Genomic DNA, 18,362 nt, shown 5'->3' with positions numbered 1-18,362 from the left:
CACATTTGTCCGGAAACGGACACCCTTCTCTAACGACCGCTGATTAAATGCCCATCTGTCAAACATCCTATTTATGGCAACCTTCTTGTGCGCCCTCCATCACCATTTATCAATTTGCTTACGTATGCTGCAAAACTACCTGAAGATCGCCCTGCGTAACCTCAAGAAAGATAAGTTTTACGCTTTTGTCAACATTGTGGGCCTGGCATTAGCCACCACGGCTTTCCTGCTGATCATGAACTATGCCCGGTTCGAATATAGCTACGAAAATGGCTATAAGAATGCCGCCGATATCTACCGCATTACCTTACAACTATATAAAGATGCCGCTTTCATTGGTACCGACTGCGAAACACATCCACCGCTGGGACCGTTACTAAAAAGGCAATTGCCGGAAGTAGTAGACTATGTACGGGTAGAAAATATGGAAGAAGTACCGGAGGTAAAAGCCGATGGCAAAATTTTCAAGATGAACCATGTGCTGGCAGCAGATCCTTCCCTGTTTACCATATTTAACTTCGACTTTATAGAAGGCAGTCCCGCCACGGCCCTGCAACAAGCCGGACAAGCGGTATTAACCGAAAGCAGCGCCCATCGCATGTTTGGCAACCAATCTGCGGTAGGTAAAACGATCATCGACGGAGAAATGGCGTATACGGTATCTGCTGTAGTGAAAGATGTGGCGCCCAATACCCATCTGAAATTCGATCTCCTGTTTTCTTTCGCCTCCCTCACTGCCCGGGGCTTAAACCTTGATACGTGGAATGCCAATAACAACTATACTTACGTACAGCTGATACCTCATGCCAGCCTGGCTGCCTTCAATGATAAACTCCGGCAAATTTCCCGGGAGAAATTGAAAAAAGATCTCTGCATCGCTGAGCCTATCCGGGATATCCATCTACACTCTCATAAATCCTTTGAGCCGGAAGAAAATGGCGATATCAGAACAGTGCAGTTTATGCTGGCAGTAGCCGTATTGATACTATTGGTAGGCGCGGTTAACTACATTAATCTCACCACTGCCCGCGCTTCCGACCGGTCGCGCGAAACCGGCATGCGTAAAGCACTGGGATCATCCAGGGCATCGCTAATTAAACAGTTTATGACAGAAACGGTGCTGATAAATATCCTGGCCACCGGCCTGGCACTTATCTTCATTCAACTGCTACTACCGGTATATACCCGGCTTACCGGCCAGCCAGTTACCTATGGCTTTTTCCATTCCACCTTTTTCTGGTGGATGGTGGCAGCCTTATTCGTACTTAATTGCCTGCTGGCAGGCGGCTATCCTGCCCTGGTGCTTTCCGCCGTTAAGCCGGTGAGCGTTACCCGGAAAACCACCACAGCTTCCGGAAATGCCACCTTCAGGAAGGTGCTGGTGGTAGGACAATTTGCCGCCGCGCTTATGGTACTTTCCGCCTCCGGCATCATTTTCCAGCAGCTGTCGTTCATGCAGCAGCAGGATCTGGGACTCAACACCTCACAGATATTAGTGCTCCGCTCCCCGCATGGAGAGGGTAAATCTATTGATTCCATCAGGCGACTGCAAAGCCTGGGATTTATTAACCAGGTAAAACAACTTTCCCAGGTAGAACATGTCAGCACCTCTGAATCATTGCCGGGCGTTAGCCTGCATGAACTCAGCACGTTTAACAACATCAAGCGTTATGAATCCGGCGAAGGCAATGGTTACAATTTCTATTGCTATTCTGTCGATGCCGGTTTCGTTCCGCTGATGAACATTAAATTACTGGCAGGACATAATTTCAGGGCAGGACAACCTAATCTGAATGAATTAATACTGAACAAAGAAGCCTGCCGGCTGCTGGGCTTCACCACACCGGAAGAAGCCCTGGGCAAGAAAGTAACCCTGGCCTTTCACGAACAGCCGTATAGTACGGTGGTGGGTGTAGTAGATAACTATCATCAGCAATCATTAAAAGGGGCTATACTTCCTATGATACATTGGTACGACGAAAGCAGGGGCTCCTTCTTTTCCGTTAAACTGCAAACCCGGGACATCCGGCAAACCCTCGCTAAAATTGAATCCTACTGGGAAACACAGTATCCGGGATATCCTTTCGAATATCATTTCCTCGACCAGCTATATGACCAGCAATACAAGGCTGACCAGCAGTTTGGTACATTAGTACGCATCTTTTCATTATTTACTTTACTTATTACCTGCCTGGGTATATTGGGGCTTACCGCGTATAATATCAGTCGCCGCAGTAAAGAAATCGGTATCCGTAAAGTGCTGGGTGCGTCGGTAACCAGTATCGTAGGTTTGCTTTCTGGAGATTTTGTGAAGCTGGTGGCTATTGCTGCAGCAATTTCCACCCCGTTGACCTGGTATATCATGAGCCGGTGGTTGCAGGGGTTTGCATTCCGTACACAAATACAATGGTGGTTATTTGCTATATCAGGCCTGCTCACCATGGCCATCGCCCTGATGACGGTGAGTTTACAGTCGGTGAGAGCTGCCCTCACTAACCCGGTGAAGTCGCTAAAATCAGAATAACGGGAACGCTTATACGGGTTGAAGCGACAAGCGCATAAATTGCAGCACTTCGTCATTTACATCTTCCGGCGATAGCATCCGGAAATGGTGGTTGAACTGGTGTGCATCACCCGGTACCTGGGCTATTTTAGTAAAACACAGATTGTCGGGGTGGGGTGTGTTAAACGGAAACACTACATGGATGAATGCCTTTCCTAACTGGTTTACCCAGGCTACCCGGCGGTCGCCGATACCTATGCCGATCATCGATTTGGTTGGATATAAATATACCTTGCCTAGCTGCTGGTATTGTTGCAGGAAATGCCGTAACAGTGACAACGCCTGTTCGGATTTTCCGGCAAGGAAAGCGGTCAGCAGGGGATCATGGGTGGTATCCAGTAAAGAGGAAGACATGCGCTTTTTTTTACTGGCGAAGGTAGTATATTCTCCGTTTGGCGCTACAACGTTTTCAGCCATTCATCTATTGTGGTCACTTCAGCTTGCCTTACAAATACTTTAGTCATCAGTAGCTGATGTACTTCTGCATCCGTATCACCACATCCATCAGATAACACGGTAAGCTGATAGTCTTTATCTCCCGCTTCTCTTAAAGTACTGAGTACTACCCCACTGGTAGAGTAACCTGCCAATACCAGCCGCTCTACCTGCTGCGCTTTTAGTACCGTGTCCAGGTCGCTGCCTGCGAAGGCGCTGTAACGCTTCTTGGCGACGATCGTTTCACCTGGCAATGGCGCCACTGCAGGGTGGATGGCAGTGCCTTCACCGCCCTCGATAAAAAGGCCCGTTTTTTTCACGTAGCCCATGGCGATATTCTTTTCATTTACTTCCGGGTAACCGGGTCTGAACATAAGTCCCACGTAAATCACCAGTATACCGGCCTTCCGGGCGCCGGCTATCGCACGGGCCACATTGTTCAGCAGGGCGGTAGGATCTGCCAGTCTTTCCATCATCTTACGCTGAAAATCCATTACCAGCAGCGCAGTGTGCTGTTGCGGGGTTGCAGTCATATCCATATGTTTATATAGTTGTATGAACTTTTTATAATTCCGGTATATCGCTCAACAGTTCCAGCGCCTCCCGGATCAGTTTCTTTTCCCGGCTGTTATATTTCTCTCCGATCACCCCTGCCAGCCATTCCTCTCTCTCCAGCCTGCTGTCGTTGACCATCTGCCATCCTTTTTTGGTAAGGGCTACCCAGGTTTTCCGTTTATCTTCCTGCGCCGTTTTCCGGTCAATGTATCCTAATCCCTCCAGCCGCTTCAATATCTGCGACATAAACTGGGAAGATATGTCCAGCTGGGCGCCCAGCTCTGAAGGATACATGGCTTTGTGATTCATCAGGATGCTCACCACGTTTCTCTCCGCGATCGACAGCGAGCCGGGGTTACTCATCTCCCGCCGCAGGCGTTTATTCATCCTCGTTATCAGGTGCCGTAAGGCATGGGCAATAGTCAGGTCTTCTTTTGTTGCCATAAAATATCAAATCAACTTTGCAAAGTTACTTTGGTATTTTATAAAAACCAAATCACTGCTATTTACTTTCCGTACCATCACGTATCTTAAGCGCCTGTTTTCCCCTACACCCAAACAACCCCAGTTATGAAAAGTGTAAAAATATTTGAGTACATCGACTACCTGGATTGCTTTGTTGTGCACCCGGCGTACAAGACCATTGCCGACCAGCTGGGCCTGGCGGAATGGAACCAGGTAACCTGGATAGGACGCTATTTCTTATGTGATCATGAAAAAGGTGCGCTGTGGTTCGATAACTGGGAGTTACGGGAACAGCTGCGCGAAAAGGCATCCGAGGTGGGACTCGATGCACAGGACCTGCTGATCATTGACCCCGAAAAGTTCAAAAACAAAACCGTGGATCCCTGCCATACACCGGAAGAGCGGAAGCTATTCTGGCGGGATGTATTCCGCTCGCTGGAATTGAGCATGGAATTGCTGTTCAGCGAAGCCCGTAAAATCAATAAGGCCAGGGAGGGTCACGACAACTTCATTATCGACCTGGAACAGCGGATCAGCGCCCTGTCCAGGCGGAGCTATGTGGCGAGGATCTTCTAAAGGGAAACTATTCGGCGCGCAAACTTCTCACCGGATTCATCATGGCTGCACGGACGCTCTGGAAGCTCACTGTTAGCAGGGCTACCAGCAGCGTGGTCATACCGGCCAGTACAAATACCCACCATTCCAGCGTTACACGGTAGGCAAAATGCTGTAGCCAGCGATCCATGGCATACCAGGCCAGTGGGAATGCCAGCACCATACCAGCTATTACCGGCCGCAAAAAGCCAGTCGATAACAATACAAAAATACTGGTATCCGAAGCGCCCATTACCTTGCGTACACCAATTTCCCGGGTGCGCTGAGCCGCAGTAAACATGGCCAGCCCAAATAAACCCAGGCAGGATATAAATACGGCCAGCACCGCAAAATAGTTGCACAGGCGGCTTACCACCTGTTCGCTTTTATATAGCTTCGTATATTCTTCATCGGAGAACTGGTAAGTAAACGGGAAACCGGGATTAATCGACGTACAGATGCCTTCCAATGCTGCCAGCACCGGTTTGGTCTTTCCCGGATCAATACGCACCAGGATATTTCCCCATTTGGGATGCTCGTCCAAACGCAATACCAGCGGCTCTATGGTGGCATGCAGGGAGTTAAAATGAAAATCTTTTAACACGCCTATGATGTGTCCGGACACCCCATCCAGGGAAAATGGTTGTCCTACCGGGTGCGTATATCCCGTTCTTTTCACAGCAGTTTCATTTAATATATAACTGGCGGAATCATTGCCAAAGTCTCTCGAAAAATCACGGCCATCTACTAAGGTCAGCCGCATCGTCTTCACGTAATCATATCCCACTGCTGCATCGGCAAACGATATCGCTTCATTGGGGTCTTTACCGGACCAATTGAGACCACTCTTATGATGTTCAATCACGGTTGGATTTTCCTTCATCTTCGACACCGCTGCTACACCGGGTATAATAGTGGCGGCGGCTTTAAACGGTTCATATTTCGAAATGAGCCCTCCCTCTATCGGTATATACACCAGGTTAGTCCGGTCGTATCCCAGGTTGCGCGTCTGCACATATTGCATCTGTTGGTAAATGACCGTCATCCCCACCATTAACCCAATGGACAGGGTAAACTGGAAAACTACCAGGCCTTTGCGGAACCAGGTGGTGCCTGGACTGAACTGGAGACTGCCTTTCAGTACCCGTACAGGTTGTAACGACGACAGGAACAGTGCCGGGTAGCTGCCCGCTACAAAGCCGGTGATACTGACCAACGCTACTAACACGCCCCAGAAAAAAGGGGCTTCCAGGGGCAGGGACAATTGTTTACCACTCAGTTGATTAAAGGCGGGCAATAACAGCAACACCATCACCAACGCCAAGCTGGTGGCGATCAGGGTCAGCAACAGCGCTTCCCCGATAAACTGCATGACCAGTACGCCTTTGCCGGCGCCTACTACTTTTCTCACTCCTACCTCTTTGGCCCGCTGCGCTGCGCGTGCGGTGGCCAGGTTCATAAAGTTGATGCACGCAATCAGCAATACAAAGATGGCGAGTAACGTAAACAGCCGTACGTATTCGATGCGGCCACCGGCCGGCACCCCGTTTTCAAATACGCCATGAAGGTACTTATCGTGGTAAGGCTGTATCCCCAACTCCATCACCGATTCGGGCTGTTTAGGCTGATAATGATATACAAAGTCTTTTATTTTGGCGGCCACCTTGCCGGGTACGGCATTATCACGGAGTTGTATATACGTAGCCGGACTAAAGCTACCCCAGCTTCTCGTCCAGCCGTTAGCGCTACTGAAATCATCCCAGTTGCGGAGAAAATCAAATTGCTGGGAAGAACTGGCCGGCACCTGGAATACCGCGCTCACCGTGAGCAACGTAGTATCCTCGCTGCGGATTGTTTGCCCCATGGCTTGACTAGCGCCTCCAAAAAATACGTCGGCCATATGTTGGGAAATGGCGATGCTGGCGGGCTTACTTAATGCAGTAGCAGCATCACCCTGCAACAAGGGGTAGCTGAACATACGCAAGAAATCACCTCCGGCGTAGGCGCCCGTCATTTTAAAGGCTTTCTCCTTCACTCGGAAGGCTGCCGGGGGATAATATTGTAACGGGGTGGTATATACGATTTCTGGTATTTCCTTCTTTAGTTCGCTGGCGAGTGGTCCCTGGGTGAGGTAGCCGGCATTTATCTTTCCACCAGCCAGCTCCCGTACATATACCTGGTATAGCTGGTTGTCATGTGTATGAAAGGTGTCCATATTCCTTTCATCCTGGATCCATAAAATCATCAACATGCTGCAGGCCAGTCCCAGCGCTAAGCCCAGGATGTTAATGGTGGAAAATGTTTTGTGGCGAACCAGGTTACGCCAGGCAATGCGGAAGTAGTTACGTATCATAATGAACCAGGTATGTGATTTCCTGGAGAGAAAAAACATGCCACGGATAAAATTATCTCCTTATCAATTAATTAAAAAGGTATTTAATTAATATATGTCCATTTTTGATACAGTGGCTGACCGGTTTTAGTTAAACCGTAGCCCGCACTTCTTTTAACTTCATGATCATCCGTTCCCCGGAGGACTGCAACCAGTCATTATATTCGCTGAGTGCCTGTAATCTCTCGGCGTCGGTGATAAAACCGCTGGCCACTACCTGCGGGCCTCTCAGCTCTGCTACCTTAGACCAGATGCCGGCTTTGTCTACAAAATCCGGGTGTCCTTTTTCGTATACTTCATCCGCATTTAACGTTGTAATATACTGGCAACCCAACTGTTCAAACAAAGCGGGTAAATGATCAGCAATTTCATTATCCATGCCGGCATCGGTGCGCCAGTCGAGGAATGCTTTATAAAACCGCTGCATGCTGGCAGGCGGCTGTGGTGTCCACTCCAGTAAAGTATGATTATAGTCCAGTATAGAGATCCATCCGCCGGGTTTCAGCAGCGAGGCAAATTTTGCCAGCGCGGCCCCTGGGTTGCTTAACCACTGTAAAACGCGGGCAGATACCACGAGGTCAAATGGTTGGGCGGGGGCATAAGTGAACAGGTCTGCTTCCAACAGGGTTAGCTGTGGAATATGTGCATGATCGTCTTTTCCTTTGGCAATTAAATGAGGACTGCTGTCTATCCCCACTACGGCGCCGGTAAGCCCCACCATTTCGGCAATGCCGGCGGAAATAGCGCCGGTACCACAGCCTACATCCAGCACCCGCATACCTTCCCGCAGGAGAGGAATCAGGGTAGCATAACTGTTCTGCAAACTGCGGCTGTCCAGCACACTGCTGGTACCTTTGGGCATGGCAGCCCTTTCGCTGGCGGTATTACTCATATCAAAAAGTTGTATGCTTAAATATACAGCATAAGGAGGAAAAATTATAATACGTATACGCGTTATCATAGGGGAATCATCAAACCATTTCCCGGATTTTTTGTAAATAGTACCGGAGAGAAATATGCTGACAATGACTTTCATTAAAACCGTTCACTTTCGCTTGCTAACAATTGGCGGGTGCCTGCTGTTGTGTAATGCCTGCCAGACAGGCCGTTTGATCAGCAGCAGTGCTGTTTATAGCAACTACTGCGCCCCTGCCAATACTACCATTATAACAGGAGCACCAATTCTCCTTGAGAATACCGATTCGCTGATATCCGCATATCCGGGTATACCAGTACACGAGGTCCTCATGGCCAATGCTACCCGTACGCTGGCGCCTCTACAACAACTACAGCTATTGCGTACAGACACCAGTCTGGCTGGCCGGGTAAAAAAGATGGAATTGAAACAAACCATACAACAGCGATGCCTGTTGGCTACCACGGAAATAGGCAGTGTGGCCGGGGAGCTGGATTGTGAAGGTGAAAAGGCGGATCAGCTGGCGCGTTACCTGGACAATATCAACAGTAAAAGAAATACGCATTTTACCGTTGCTTCGATTATTGTAGGGGCCATTACCACGGTGGCCAGCGTGGTGATTACGAAAGATGCGCCCAAAAATGCGGTGGCTATCGGCGGCGGCCTTCTCTCCGCGGGGCTCGGCGCAATGACCATCAACGCTAACCGTAAAAAAGTGAAGCTGCTGCATACCCGGAATCTTTTACAGGACATCTGGTACGATACTACTGCGTCCTCCATTTATTCGCCATTTATCCGGTATATGCTGCACGAGCCACATTTCAGCAACAGCGGAAAGGTGTCGCTGTCGGCCAGTATCCGGGAGCGCTGGCTGCAATTCGACCTTCGGGGAACGCCTTCTCCAGGAGAAACGCGGTTATACTTTGGCGATGGTGGCGTATATACCGCCGACGACCTGCATACCCGGGCGGCGATGCTCAATGAGCTGCAATCTACTATCCGTTCCATTCACCAGGATTTACAGCAGCTGTTGCAGTACCTGCAGACAATGGAATAATCAGGGCGTGCTGGTAACTTCCTGGTAAATTTCCTCAAAGTCTTTCCCTTTATGGGACAGCCAGATAGCGGCGAATTTTGACTCTACACCTTTGAGTAACTGGGTACAAAGCTTCATATCGTCTTCCTGCATATCATGAAACATCATGGTGGCCAGTAAAGTGATGCGCTTCCGGCAGGTTACCAATACCTTTTCGCCTTTGGCAGTTACTTTCAGCCGTTTTGAGCGTTTGTCTTCCTTATCATCGTATTCTGCCAGGTAGCCTAGTTTTTTCAGGCGGTTAAGTTTGTCGGTACCCGTAGATAGCTCTTGTAAGGCAGCATATATCGCCTCTGTTTTCCGTGGTTCCTGTAGCTGCGCTACGGTATTGAGCAGAGAGTATTCATCGATGTTGCTGATGCCGGTACCTTCCAGTGCTGCAGCAGTATAGATAGTATGCAGTTTAAATATCCTGCCGATGGTGCGCATTAATACTCCTTCACTGCTCACTGGCATAAATCGTCCGGCGGGGGCCGCGTTAGCCTTCCCTTCCCGGTGTGCCAGGTAGTGGCGGCAAAACTCTTCCAGGCTACCCTCCGGGTGTTGTTCATCAAATGCTCCCCACGCGGTGATCAGTGTAACAGCTTTATTCATTGTCATTTATATTACTTCCGAAGCAATAATATAAAAAATACTTCGGAATTCTTGTTTTTATTTCATTTCCGTTATACATTTGAACAAATTACTTCTATTTCGAAACAATAAAATAATAGAAATATGTCAACACAAACACTTTATCAAAGCCTGTTGGTAGGGCATCTGATCGGGTTCCTGTTATTTGCGGGAAGCACAATTGCCAGTTTCTTCGGTTTCCGGCAGCTATGGAAACAGTATGCGATCGACTCCGGCCGGGCGGCTACGGTGCTGCAAGCCATGTCGGGATTGCAGGTATTGTTACGTACAGGTGTTGGCGTTATTATTCCTTCCGGTATTGGTATTATGTACCTCACGCACGGCGTGTACGGGGAACAGGTATGGTTCCGGATAAAATTCGCGCTGGTGCTCCTGGTAATACTCAATGGTATTATCGTGGGCAGGCGGCTGAGAGCTTCGCTGGATAAGGCTTTAAAAGACGATCCTATGGCAGTTTCCAGGATCAGGCAGCGTGCACTCCGTTTTCACCTGGTACAGCTGGCAGGTATTTTCATCATCATCCTGCTGAGCGTTTTCAAATTCAATTAAGTTACCGGCCATGAAAAAAGACAAGATCATTTACTGGATCGCCACCGGTATACTCACCGGCGTGATGCTGTGGAGTGCGCTCAACTTCGCTTTTAATGAAAATATGAAAGGCGCGTTTGCCCACCTGGGGCTACCGCCGTGGTTCCGGGTAGAACTCACCATAGCCAAATTGCTGGGCGTAATGGCGTTGCTCCTTCCCTTTGTACCTCCCCGCGTCAAAGAGTTCGCGTACTTTGGCTTCGGCATTACACTTATCTCTGCCTCGGTGGCGCATTTGTCCAGCGGAGACAGTGTGTGGCTGGAAGTGGGGCATTTAACTTTCCTGGCCAGCCTTATCGTCTCTTATTTATATTATCATAAAAGATTGCGACAGGCAGGATGACAATAAAGTAAGTTGTATTAGTCGTCAGTGTGTCCAGATCATGCTTTCGGCAGACCTATCAAAATCTCCTGCAAAAAAATAAACGCTGCATCCTCTATCCGGAATAAAATCCTATATTTGTAAGGTAAACTTATTAATTTACTTTGCTAAATATGCCATCCAGGAAACAAGACCAGCTCGCTGCTCAACTGCGGCCCGTATTAGCCCGGCTGGTGAGAAAACTGCGTAAGTTATCGCCTGCCAACGAAGACCTGTCGCAGAGCGAGCGCTCTGTGCTGGTATTATTGGACCAGCACGGACAGTTGTTATCGGCAGAGCTGGCGGTAATGGAAAAAATGACCCCGCAATCCATGGGGCAACTGCTGCAACATCTTTTCTCCTTACACCTTATCACGAGAACTATCTCCCCGGACGACAAACGTAAAATTATCATTGCCTTGTCCAAAGCCGGCAAAGAAAGGATAGAGCGGGTCAGGAAAGAAAGGGATGAATGGCTGAGTTACGCCATCAGCAGCGCCTGCACACCTGAAGAACAGGCTATCCTGCAGGCGGCCATTTCACCGTTATCCAAACTGGTGGATTTTGAATAAAGAGAGGAACGTAAGATGAAAATAAGCACCTTTAGCGCGTTTAAAAGCCGTAATTACCGACTTTACTTCAGCGGACAATCTGTTTCCCTGATTGGCACCTGGATGCAGAAAACTGCCGTAAGCTGGGTGATCTATGCCCAAACCCATTCCAAGTTCATGTTGGGCGTTACCCTCTTCGCTACCATGTTTCCCTCCTTTGTCTTTTCCTTCCTGGGCGGCGTGGCATCCGACAGGTACAACCGCTATAAATTGCTCCTGCTCACACAGGTCGCCTCCATGGTACAGGCCCTGGCACTAACGGTACTCATCTACTTTAAACATTATTCGGTGTGGCATATCATTGGGCTAAGTGCCGTTCTCGGACTGATCAATGCCTTTGACGTACCTGCCCGCCAATCACTTGTATACGAAATGGTAGAGGATAAAGCCGATCTGCCCAATGCGTTGGCGCTGAACTCCTCCATGGTAAACCTTTCGCGGTTGATAGGCCCGGGTATAGCAGGATTGGCACTGGAAAAATTCGGGGAAGATATATGCTTTGCGTTGAACGCGCTTAGCTTCATTGCAGTGATAGCTTCGCTGCTACAGATGAAATTGCCCGCCTATGTGCCTAAGCCCCGGACTAAAAATATGGCCGGTGAACTAAAAGAGGGATTTGCCTATATCAAAGCCACCCCCGCTATCTCCGTAGTGCTGCTCACCCTTTCCTCTATCAGTTTGCTGGTATTACCTTACACTACGCTTATGCCTGTATATGCCAAAGATATTTTCAAAGGCAATGCCTCCACTTTTGGGGTAATAGACAGCGCTATTGGGCTGGGCGCCCTGTGTGGTGCTATCTTCCTGGCTTCGCTGAAACCCGGCAAAAACCTGCGGAAGATCCTCGCCATTAACACCATGATCTTCGGCACAGGGCTGGTATTATTTTCTCATACTCCCTGGTATCCCCTGGCGCTTTTATTTGTGACCCTCGCCGGCTTTGGCATGATGTCGCAGATCACCATCAGCAATACCCTGATCCAAACCACCGTAGATCCGGCCATGCGTGGAAGGGTGATCAGCTTCTATGCCATGGCGTTCTTTGGCATGCAGCCATTGGGCGGACTCCTTGTAGGCGCCGTTTCACAATGGATAGGCACCCCGGATACGGTATTACTACAGGGAATCATTACCATCTTCATCGGCGGCCTGCTTTACCGGCAGCTGCACGTAAACCGCCCGGTATCATTACCCCTGCAATCGTAAAGCTTACATTACTGTCGGTAAACAGCACTACGTTAACGAATTGTTACGCGCTGAGGGATTTCTATTTGCCAAACGAATACATAGTAAAGACGTTACACACTGTACTTTGTATCATTAATTCCAACAACTATGCGCTCATTTATCCCTGTTAAGATCGTGGTCGCCGTATTGATGGTCCCCTCCTTGCTCCTGTCCTGCAAGAAGAACCATGACAGTATCCCGGAAAAGTCACAGAAATATGAACAGGTATCCGGCGCCTGGAAACAGCAGGACATTGTGCTGGCCGTACCGGCCAAGCTGGGGGGACAAAACCTTCCTGCCGGCACCAGTATCCTGGCATTGGCGCCGGCATTGGGCGCCGCCGGCGCACTGATTACCTGTACCAAAAATAATAGCTACCAGTTCAACACGGATGGTACCTTTTCGATCAATGGATGTACGGATTTAATACTACCCGCCGCGGGCAATAGCGGCACCTGGAAACTGGATGTACACGATGCGGTATTTTTACTCACCTCCCAGAAAGGCGTAAACGATCCCCACTGGATTCAAAATGTGAGCAGCAACACTCTCGAATTATCGATCACTGTTACCATTCCGGGAGTAGCTACCGCCCCGCTGATCCTGAAACTGCAAAAGCAGTAAAATCCGCAGTGGCATTACGACAGCGTGGTTAAAATAACATTAACATAATCAGTAATTCCTTGTATCTTGTTTAGGCCCACCAGATATTTGCGATCATTATGGAAAGTATCGTACAGGATATAAAGAATGGAAATATCGAACGCTTTAAAATGGTATACCAACAATACCATGCAAAGCTCTATTTCTACGTATTGAAATGTACGCATTCTGCCTACCTGTCGGAAGAAACCGTGCAGCTGTCTTTTATACTGCTCTGGGAAAGAAGGGAAAAATTATCAACCAGCTATAACATCTCTGCTCAATTATTTCGTATAGCCAAAAGCGTTATGACCGATTTGTTACGTAAACAACAGGTAAGAAACAGGCACACCGCCTGTATGGTACAGGAACAGCCCGACTGGCATATGGAAACAGACATTACCATAAAGGAAGAACTACAGCAGGTGTATAATAATATAGAACAATTATCCCCCATCCGGAAAAATGTTTTTAAACTAAGCCGCTTCGAAGGACTTCCCCACAAAGAAATAGCCAAGCAGTTATCTATCTCTCCAAAAACTGTGGAAAACCACATCTTGCGTGCAGTACGCCAACTGAAAGACTCGCTCTTAGTGGTACTTATTCTCCTGATCCGTCACCTGCTCTGATGTTGTTGTTATGCAAATATTAATTGATGAATGACAGTGAGGGGTTTACGGTTTTGAAACGAATACATAGATATGAAGCATCCAGCAACATTACTTGAAAAGTTTTTCCGGGGCGAATGCAACGAAGCAGAAAACCAGGTGGTAAGGGAATACCTTATACAACACCCGGAGGCTTTGCAGCTCTGGCTGACAGAGGAGAGCTGGCATTCTTTTCATCCGGAGTCAACGCTACCCACCGACATTTCCGAAAAAATGCTGGCCGCTATTGAAAGTAGCACGTATCAAAAGAAACCGCCGGCAGGCCGCTTCTATAAATGGCTGGCCGTTGCCGCCGCTATCGCCATTCCGGCTTTTGCCGGCGTTTGGTGGATGCAGCAACATACTGCGCCAATAAAACAGCACCTTGTCACGCCGCCTGCAACAACGCCTGCCGCTGTAACGCCGGTATTTGCCCAACAGGTAAACCGTACATCCAAAACGATGCGCCTCCGCTTAAATGATGGCAGCACCGTAGAACTGGCGCCACAAAGCCAGATACGTTATGAAGCACCATTTGCCACGCGCAACCGTTCCATACAGCTCTCCGGCGCCGCTTTATTTAACGTAGCGGCCAACAAAGAAAAGCCGTTTACCGTGTATGCCGGCAACTATGGCACTACCGCCCTGGGCACGGTGTTCAGGGTAACTATCCTCAACAGCAAAAAAAGCGTGATCCGGGTACAACTGATCAGCGGTAAAGTAGTGGTGAAACCAGACAGCCTGCTGGGCAGCAAAGGCATCAAAGCCACTTACCTGCTGCCGGGACAAGCGCTCAGCTTCGATCAGCAAGGCGTGATGCCTATATCCAATACCCATCAACAAGCACCGGCGAAAATGGAAAATGAAGTATTTACTTTCCGTAATGAACCATTAGCAAATATTTTCCGGTTGATGTCCGAAAAATTCCATGTAAAAATCCAGTACCAGGAAAGCACCCTGGCAGACATGAGTTTTACAGGCGTTTTCGATAGTAGTAAAGAGTCGTTAGCTGATTTCCTGGGTACCATTAGCACATTAAACAACCTTACTATTAAGCAAACCAATGAAACTATTTACATAACACAATAATCCTTTACTAAACCGATTCAATGCGCTGGCTAATTGCTCCCGTCATACGGGACAGGCGATTCCTTTGCCTAAAAATGAAATATTATGCGTGAAAACAAACGACTATCCCCGATCTGTCGCCGCACCAAAACTATATGGCTGCTACTGTTCCTACAGCTGTACACTGGTAGCATATGGGCACAAAACGCCCACCCTGCCGCCATCGGCATTATCAAAAATGATAAGAACGAAAGGCTCCCCAATGTGATGGTAAGAGTAGCCAACGTCGATAACGTAATACTGGCCAGCACTATCACTAACGACAAAGGTATCTTCACCTTTGCCAAACTACCTGCCGGCGGCCCTTATCATTTTATCCTCTCTCAAATGGGATATGTAACGGATACCCTGCACGGCTATACGATTACCGATTCGAGCAAACTATCCCTGGCCGTCACCCTGAAAAAAAAAGTAGAGGAGCTGGAACAGGTACTGGTGACCGCCCTCGGCATTAAAAGGGAAAAGAAAGCATTGGGCTATTCTGTGGAAGAACTGGCAGGCAAAGAATTTAACCGTGTCAACCAGGAAAATTTCCTCAACGCCATTTCCGGTAAGGTAGCCGGTGTAACGATCAACTCCACTGGCGGCCCGGGATCATCCGTCAGCATGATCATCAGGGGCGCTACCTCCCTCAGCAGCGACAACCAGCCCCTGTTCGTGGTAGATGGCGTACCACTGGCCAACACCATCAACAATATCAGTAAAATAGGGAAAGATAATATGGTGGATTACGGTAACGCTATCTCCGATATCAACATGGATAACATCGAAAGCGTGACTATCCTGAAAGGTCCCAGCGCCGCTGCCCTATACGGTTCCCGCGCCGGCAACGGCGTGGTGCTGATCACCACCAAAACCGGTAAAAAGGTAGACCGCACAACAGTCAGCGCCTCCATCAACACCGTATTCGACAAGCCCTACAAATTCCTGAAATGGCAACATAAATTTGGTTCCGGCCAGCTCTCCGGCATCCCGGTTTCCCGCAGCGGCAACCTGCTCACCAATCCCTTTGGTACTATTATCTCTGAAAATGTAGACGGCACCTTCGGCGCGGAGCTGGATATGGGATACGAAGAAGTACAGTGGAACAGTCCACTCGATAAAAACGGCAAACGCATTCCCATGCCACTGGTATCACATAAAGACAATGTGAAAAATTTTGTCAACACCGGCATCACCACTACTACCAACGTCTCACTGGCTAATAATAACAATAAGATTGCCTACCGCCTGGCCTATGTAAACATGAACAACAAGGGCATCATTCCGAATACCGACCTGTTCAAAAATGCGCTGAACCTGAACTCCAGCTTACAGGTAAATTCAAAATTCAGTGTAAGCACCAACGTTGATTTCAGTCGCACCAACTCCAATAACCGCCCGGCGGGCGATCGCGGCGCCAATCCACTCCAGGCCGTATACAGTATTTCCCCACACATTGATGTACGCGACCTGAAAGACTATTGGATGCCCGGGCAGGAAGGATTACAACAACGCACCCAATACAATGGCGTATTCAACAATCCTTATTTCCTGGCCTATGAAGTAAAAAATGGTTTTGTGAGAGATCGTGTATTCGGCAACGTAAGGGCCGATTGGAAAATATTGCCCTCCCTGAGCTTCATGGCCCGCTATGCACTTGACACCTATAATGAAAAAAGAGAAACCCAGATCGCTGCCAGCTATCTCAGCAATCCGGGCGGCGCCTATGGTATTATCAATATCAACAGCTATGAACGCAATATCGATGTACTGTTGACCTACAAAAAAGATATTGGCGATGTTGATTTCACCCTCTCTGCCGGTGGCAATAAACGATACCAGACTGGCAAAAATATTACCACCGCTACCAAAGACGGTACCGGGCTCATTACGCCAGGGGTATACACCATTCAAAATATCGCGCCGCAAAACCTGGATTATAACAGTACCCGCTACGAAAAAGGCGTTAACAGCGTGTACGCCATGCTGAACGTGGGCTACAAGGGTATGGCCTACCTGGACCTCACCGGCCGCAACGATTGGTCCAGCACCTTGCCCGAAGCCGCTGCCTACTTTTATCCTTCTGCCTCCCTGAGCCTGCTGGTCAACGAAATGATGCATATCACCTCCGATAACATCAATATGATCAAACTCCGGGGCGGCGCAGCTCAGGTAGGCAACGACGCGGCGCCTTATCAACTGCTGGGTACTTTATACAATGCAGGCGCATGGGGCAATATTCCCCGCCAAAGTACTTCCGGTACTTTATTGAATCCTTTCCTGAAACCGGAAATTGCTACTTCGTATGAAGGCGGTATAGATGTAAATCTATTCCGAAATCGCCTGCGCATGGCGGCTACCTGGTATATGGTAGAAAATAAAAACCAGATCTTCAGTCCCAAAACACCTCCTTCCTCTGGCTACTCTTCCCGCAATATCAACGCAGGTTTATTGAGGAGCCGCGGCATAGAGCTCACACTGGGAGGCACCCCGGTAGATCGTAAAAACTGGAGATGGGATGTTAATGTCAACTTTACCCGCAACCGTACCAAAATTATTTCCCTGCCCAATGACCTGCCCTACTACACCCTCTGGGAAGAAGGTAAAGGCGGCGCATGGACGTACGTAGGAGAAGACATTGGCGATATATACGATGCAGAGCTGGTAACCGTAACCGATAAATCATCCCCCTACTACGGCTACCCGATACTGGATAATACCGGCAAATGGCAAAGTATAGACGCTATTAACACCCGCAACAAGATCGGTAACTTCAACCCTAAGTTTATTATGGGTTTGCAGACAGCTATCAGCTATAAAAACTTTACACTGAGCATGACCTTCGACTGGAGAAATGGAGGTGACTTTGTTTCCCAGACTTACCGCTACGGAGAAGAACATGGCAACTCCCAGCTGTTCCTCGACAAACTTACCAATCCCGGCAACATGAAAGGCCAGGAACTGCGGGATTACCTCGTAAGTCACCAGGATCAGCTGGTCATACCCAGCGGCAACAAATTCCCGCTGGTAGGCGGTCCTACGCCAGAATACAATAGCTTTCCCTTTAGCTATGGCCCTTATGTATTGCCTTACGGCGGCGTATTCATTCCTGGTGTGAGAGCCAAAGGCTATGATGCCAATGGTAACCCTACCGGCTATATTGAAAACCTCGGCAATGATGGTACGGTTACCCTTCCGTATGCCGCCAGCACTGCCTGGTCTTTTACCCGGGCATTTCTGTTCCCCGCTTCTTACCTGAAGTTGAGGGAAGTATCACTGTCGTATGAGCTGCCGAAAAGATGGATCGCCTCCGCAAAACTGCAAAATGCGGCCGTGTCTATCTATAGCCGGAATATCATCTTGTGGACCGCTGCTAAAATTGGCATAGATCCTGAAAATGCCTACCAGCCTTCCACCACTGTACAAGGCTCCGGTATGCAGTTTATGCAGGGCATAGAAAGATATAACGTAACCCCATGGTCTATTCCAATGGGCGCCAAGTTAAACGTAACCTTTTAAGCGTTTCT

Annotated in this window: 17 protein-coding genes; 11 read left to right on the top strand and 6 right to left on the bottom strand. The window is 48.7% G+C overall.

Annotation, left to right across the window (positions count from 1 at the left end):
* The first annotated feature begins 73 nt into the window (after positions 1 to 73).
* Positions 74 to 2,524 (top strand): ABC transporter permease, encoded by a 2,451-nt coding sequence (locus tag HGH90_RS08195; protein ID WP_169190840.1) that lies wholly within the window; start codon positions 74 to 76, stop codon positions 2,522 to 2,524.
* Positions 2,525 to 2,533: 9 nt separating this feature from the next.
* On the opposite strand, the gene HGH90_RS08190 is transcribed toward HGH90_RS08195, so the two are convergent.
* From HGH90_RS08190 to HGH90_RS08180, 3 genes are read right to left on the bottom strand one after another with little or no spacing between them, the layout of a single operon-like run.
* Positions 2,534 to 2,917, bottom strand: a complete 384-nt coding sequence (locus HGH90_RS08190; protein ID WP_168764478.1) for a DUF5655 domain-containing protein — start codon at positions 2,915 to 2,917, stop codon at positions 2,534 to 2,536.
* A gap of 44 nt (positions 2,918 to 2,961) precedes the next feature.
* The gene (locus HGH90_RS08185) at positions 2,962 to 3,531 is read right to left on the bottom strand and encodes a cysteine hydrolase family protein (RefSeq protein WP_211172596.1); all 570 of its coding nucleotides are present in this window, start codon (positions 3,529 to 3,531) and stop codon (positions 2,962 to 2,964) included.
* 31 nt (positions 3,532 to 3,562) lie between these two features.
* A complete protein-coding gene (locus HGH90_RS08180; RefSeq protein ID WP_168764479.1) occupies positions 3,563 to 3,997 on the bottom strand; it encodes a MarR family winged helix-turn-helix transcriptional regulator in 435 nt (144 codons plus the stop codon).
* Positions 3,998 to 4,123: 126 nt separating this feature from the next.
* On the opposite strand from HGH90_RS08180, the gene HGH90_RS08175 reads away from it, so the two are divergent.
* Positions 4,124 to 4,594 (top strand): hypothetical protein, encoded by a 471-nt coding sequence (locus tag HGH90_RS08175; protein WP_168764480.1) that lies wholly within the window; start codon positions 4,124 to 4,126, stop codon positions 4,592 to 4,594.
* A gap of 7 nt (positions 4,595 to 4,601) precedes the next feature.
* On the opposite strand, the gene HGH90_RS08170 is transcribed toward HGH90_RS08175, so the two are convergent.
* On the bottom strand, positions 4,602 to 6,965 hold the full coding sequence (locus tag HGH90_RS08170) for an ABC transporter permease (RefSeq protein WP_169190839.1): 2,364 nt from the start codon (positions 6,963 to 6,965) through the stop codon (positions 4,602 to 4,604).
* A 130-nt stretch (positions 6,966 to 7,095) separates the two neighbouring features.
* Positions 7,096 to 7,896, bottom strand: a complete 801-nt coding sequence (locus HGH90_RS08165; protein WP_211172595.1) for a methyltransferase domain-containing protein — start codon at positions 7,894 to 7,896, stop codon at positions 7,096 to 7,098.
* Positions 7,897 to 8,029: 133 nt separating this feature from the next.
* Between HGH90_RS08165 and HGH90_RS08160 the strand changes: the two genes are divergently transcribed.
* A complete protein-coding gene (locus tag HGH90_RS08160; RefSeq protein ID WP_169190838.1) occupies positions 8,030 to 8,977 on the top strand; it encodes a hypothetical protein in 948 nt (315 codons plus the stop codon).
* On the opposite strand, the gene HGH90_RS08155 is transcribed toward HGH90_RS08160, so the two are convergent.
* The gene (locus tag HGH90_RS08155; protein ID WP_169190837.1) at positions 8,978 to 9,610 is read right to left on the bottom strand and encodes a MarR family winged helix-turn-helix transcriptional regulator; all 633 of its coding nucleotides are present in this window, start codon (positions 9,608 to 9,610) and stop codon (positions 8,978 to 8,980) included.
* 123 nt (positions 9,611 to 9,733) lie between these two features.
* Between HGH90_RS08155 and HGH90_RS08150 the strand changes: the two genes are divergently transcribed.
* The 8 genes from HGH90_RS08150 (at position 9,734) to HGH90_RS08115 (ending at position 18,354) form a co-directional block, all read left to right on the top strand.
* Complete coding sequence (locus HGH90_RS08150; protein WP_169190836.1) at positions 9,734 to 10,198, top strand: hypothetical protein; 465 nt, start codon at positions 9,734 to 9,736, stop codon at positions 10,196 to 10,198.
* 10 nt (positions 10,199 to 10,208) lie between these two features.
* Entirely contained in the window at positions 10,209 to 10,580 is a 372-nt protein-coding gene (locus HGH90_RS08145; protein WP_169190835.1) for a DoxX family protein, read from the top strand.
* A 152-nt stretch (positions 10,581 to 10,732) separates the two neighbouring features.
* Entirely contained in the window at positions 10,733 to 11,170 is a 438-nt protein-coding gene (locus tag HGH90_RS08140) for a MarR family winged helix-turn-helix transcriptional regulator (protein WP_169190834.1), read from the top strand.
* A gap of 15 nt (positions 11,171 to 11,185) precedes the next feature.
* Complete coding sequence (locus HGH90_RS08135) at positions 11,186 to 12,415, top strand: MFS transporter (RefSeq protein ID WP_169190833.1); 1,230 nt, start codon at positions 11,186 to 11,188, stop codon at positions 12,413 to 12,415.
* Between the two features lie 129 nt (positions 12,416 to 12,544).
* A complete protein-coding gene (locus HGH90_RS08130) occupies positions 12,545 to 13,060 on the top strand; it encodes a hypothetical protein (protein ID WP_169190832.1) in 516 nt (171 codons plus the stop codon).
* Positions 13,061 to 13,158: 98 nt separating this feature from the next.
* Positions 13,159 to 13,707, top strand: a complete 549-nt coding sequence (locus tag HGH90_RS08125) for a sigma-70 family RNA polymerase sigma factor (RefSeq protein WP_169190831.1) — start codon at positions 13,159 to 13,161, stop codon at positions 13,705 to 13,707.
* 72 nt (positions 13,708 to 13,779) lie between these two features.
* A complete protein-coding gene (locus HGH90_RS08120) occupies positions 13,780 to 14,814 on the top strand; it encodes a FecR family protein (RefSeq protein WP_169190830.1) in 1,035 nt (344 codons plus the stop codon).
* 84 nt (positions 14,815 to 14,898) lie between these two features.
* On the top strand, positions 14,899 to 18,354 hold the full coding sequence (locus HGH90_RS08115; protein ID WP_169190829.1) for a SusC/RagA family TonB-linked outer membrane protein: 3,456 nt from the start codon (positions 14,899 to 14,901) through the stop codon (positions 18,352 to 18,354).
* Positions 18,355 to 18,362 lie beyond the last annotated feature (8 nt).

Origin of the sequence: Chitinophaga sp. Ak27, from assembly GCF_012726295.1 — a bacterium.
In the GTDB taxonomy this organism is placed as follows: domain Bacteria; phylum Bacteroidota; class Bacteroidia; order Chitinophagales; family Chitinophagaceae; genus Chitinophaga.
Note: the sequence above shows the minus strand (reverse complement) of the source record. Positions and strands in the feature narration are given on the sequence as shown.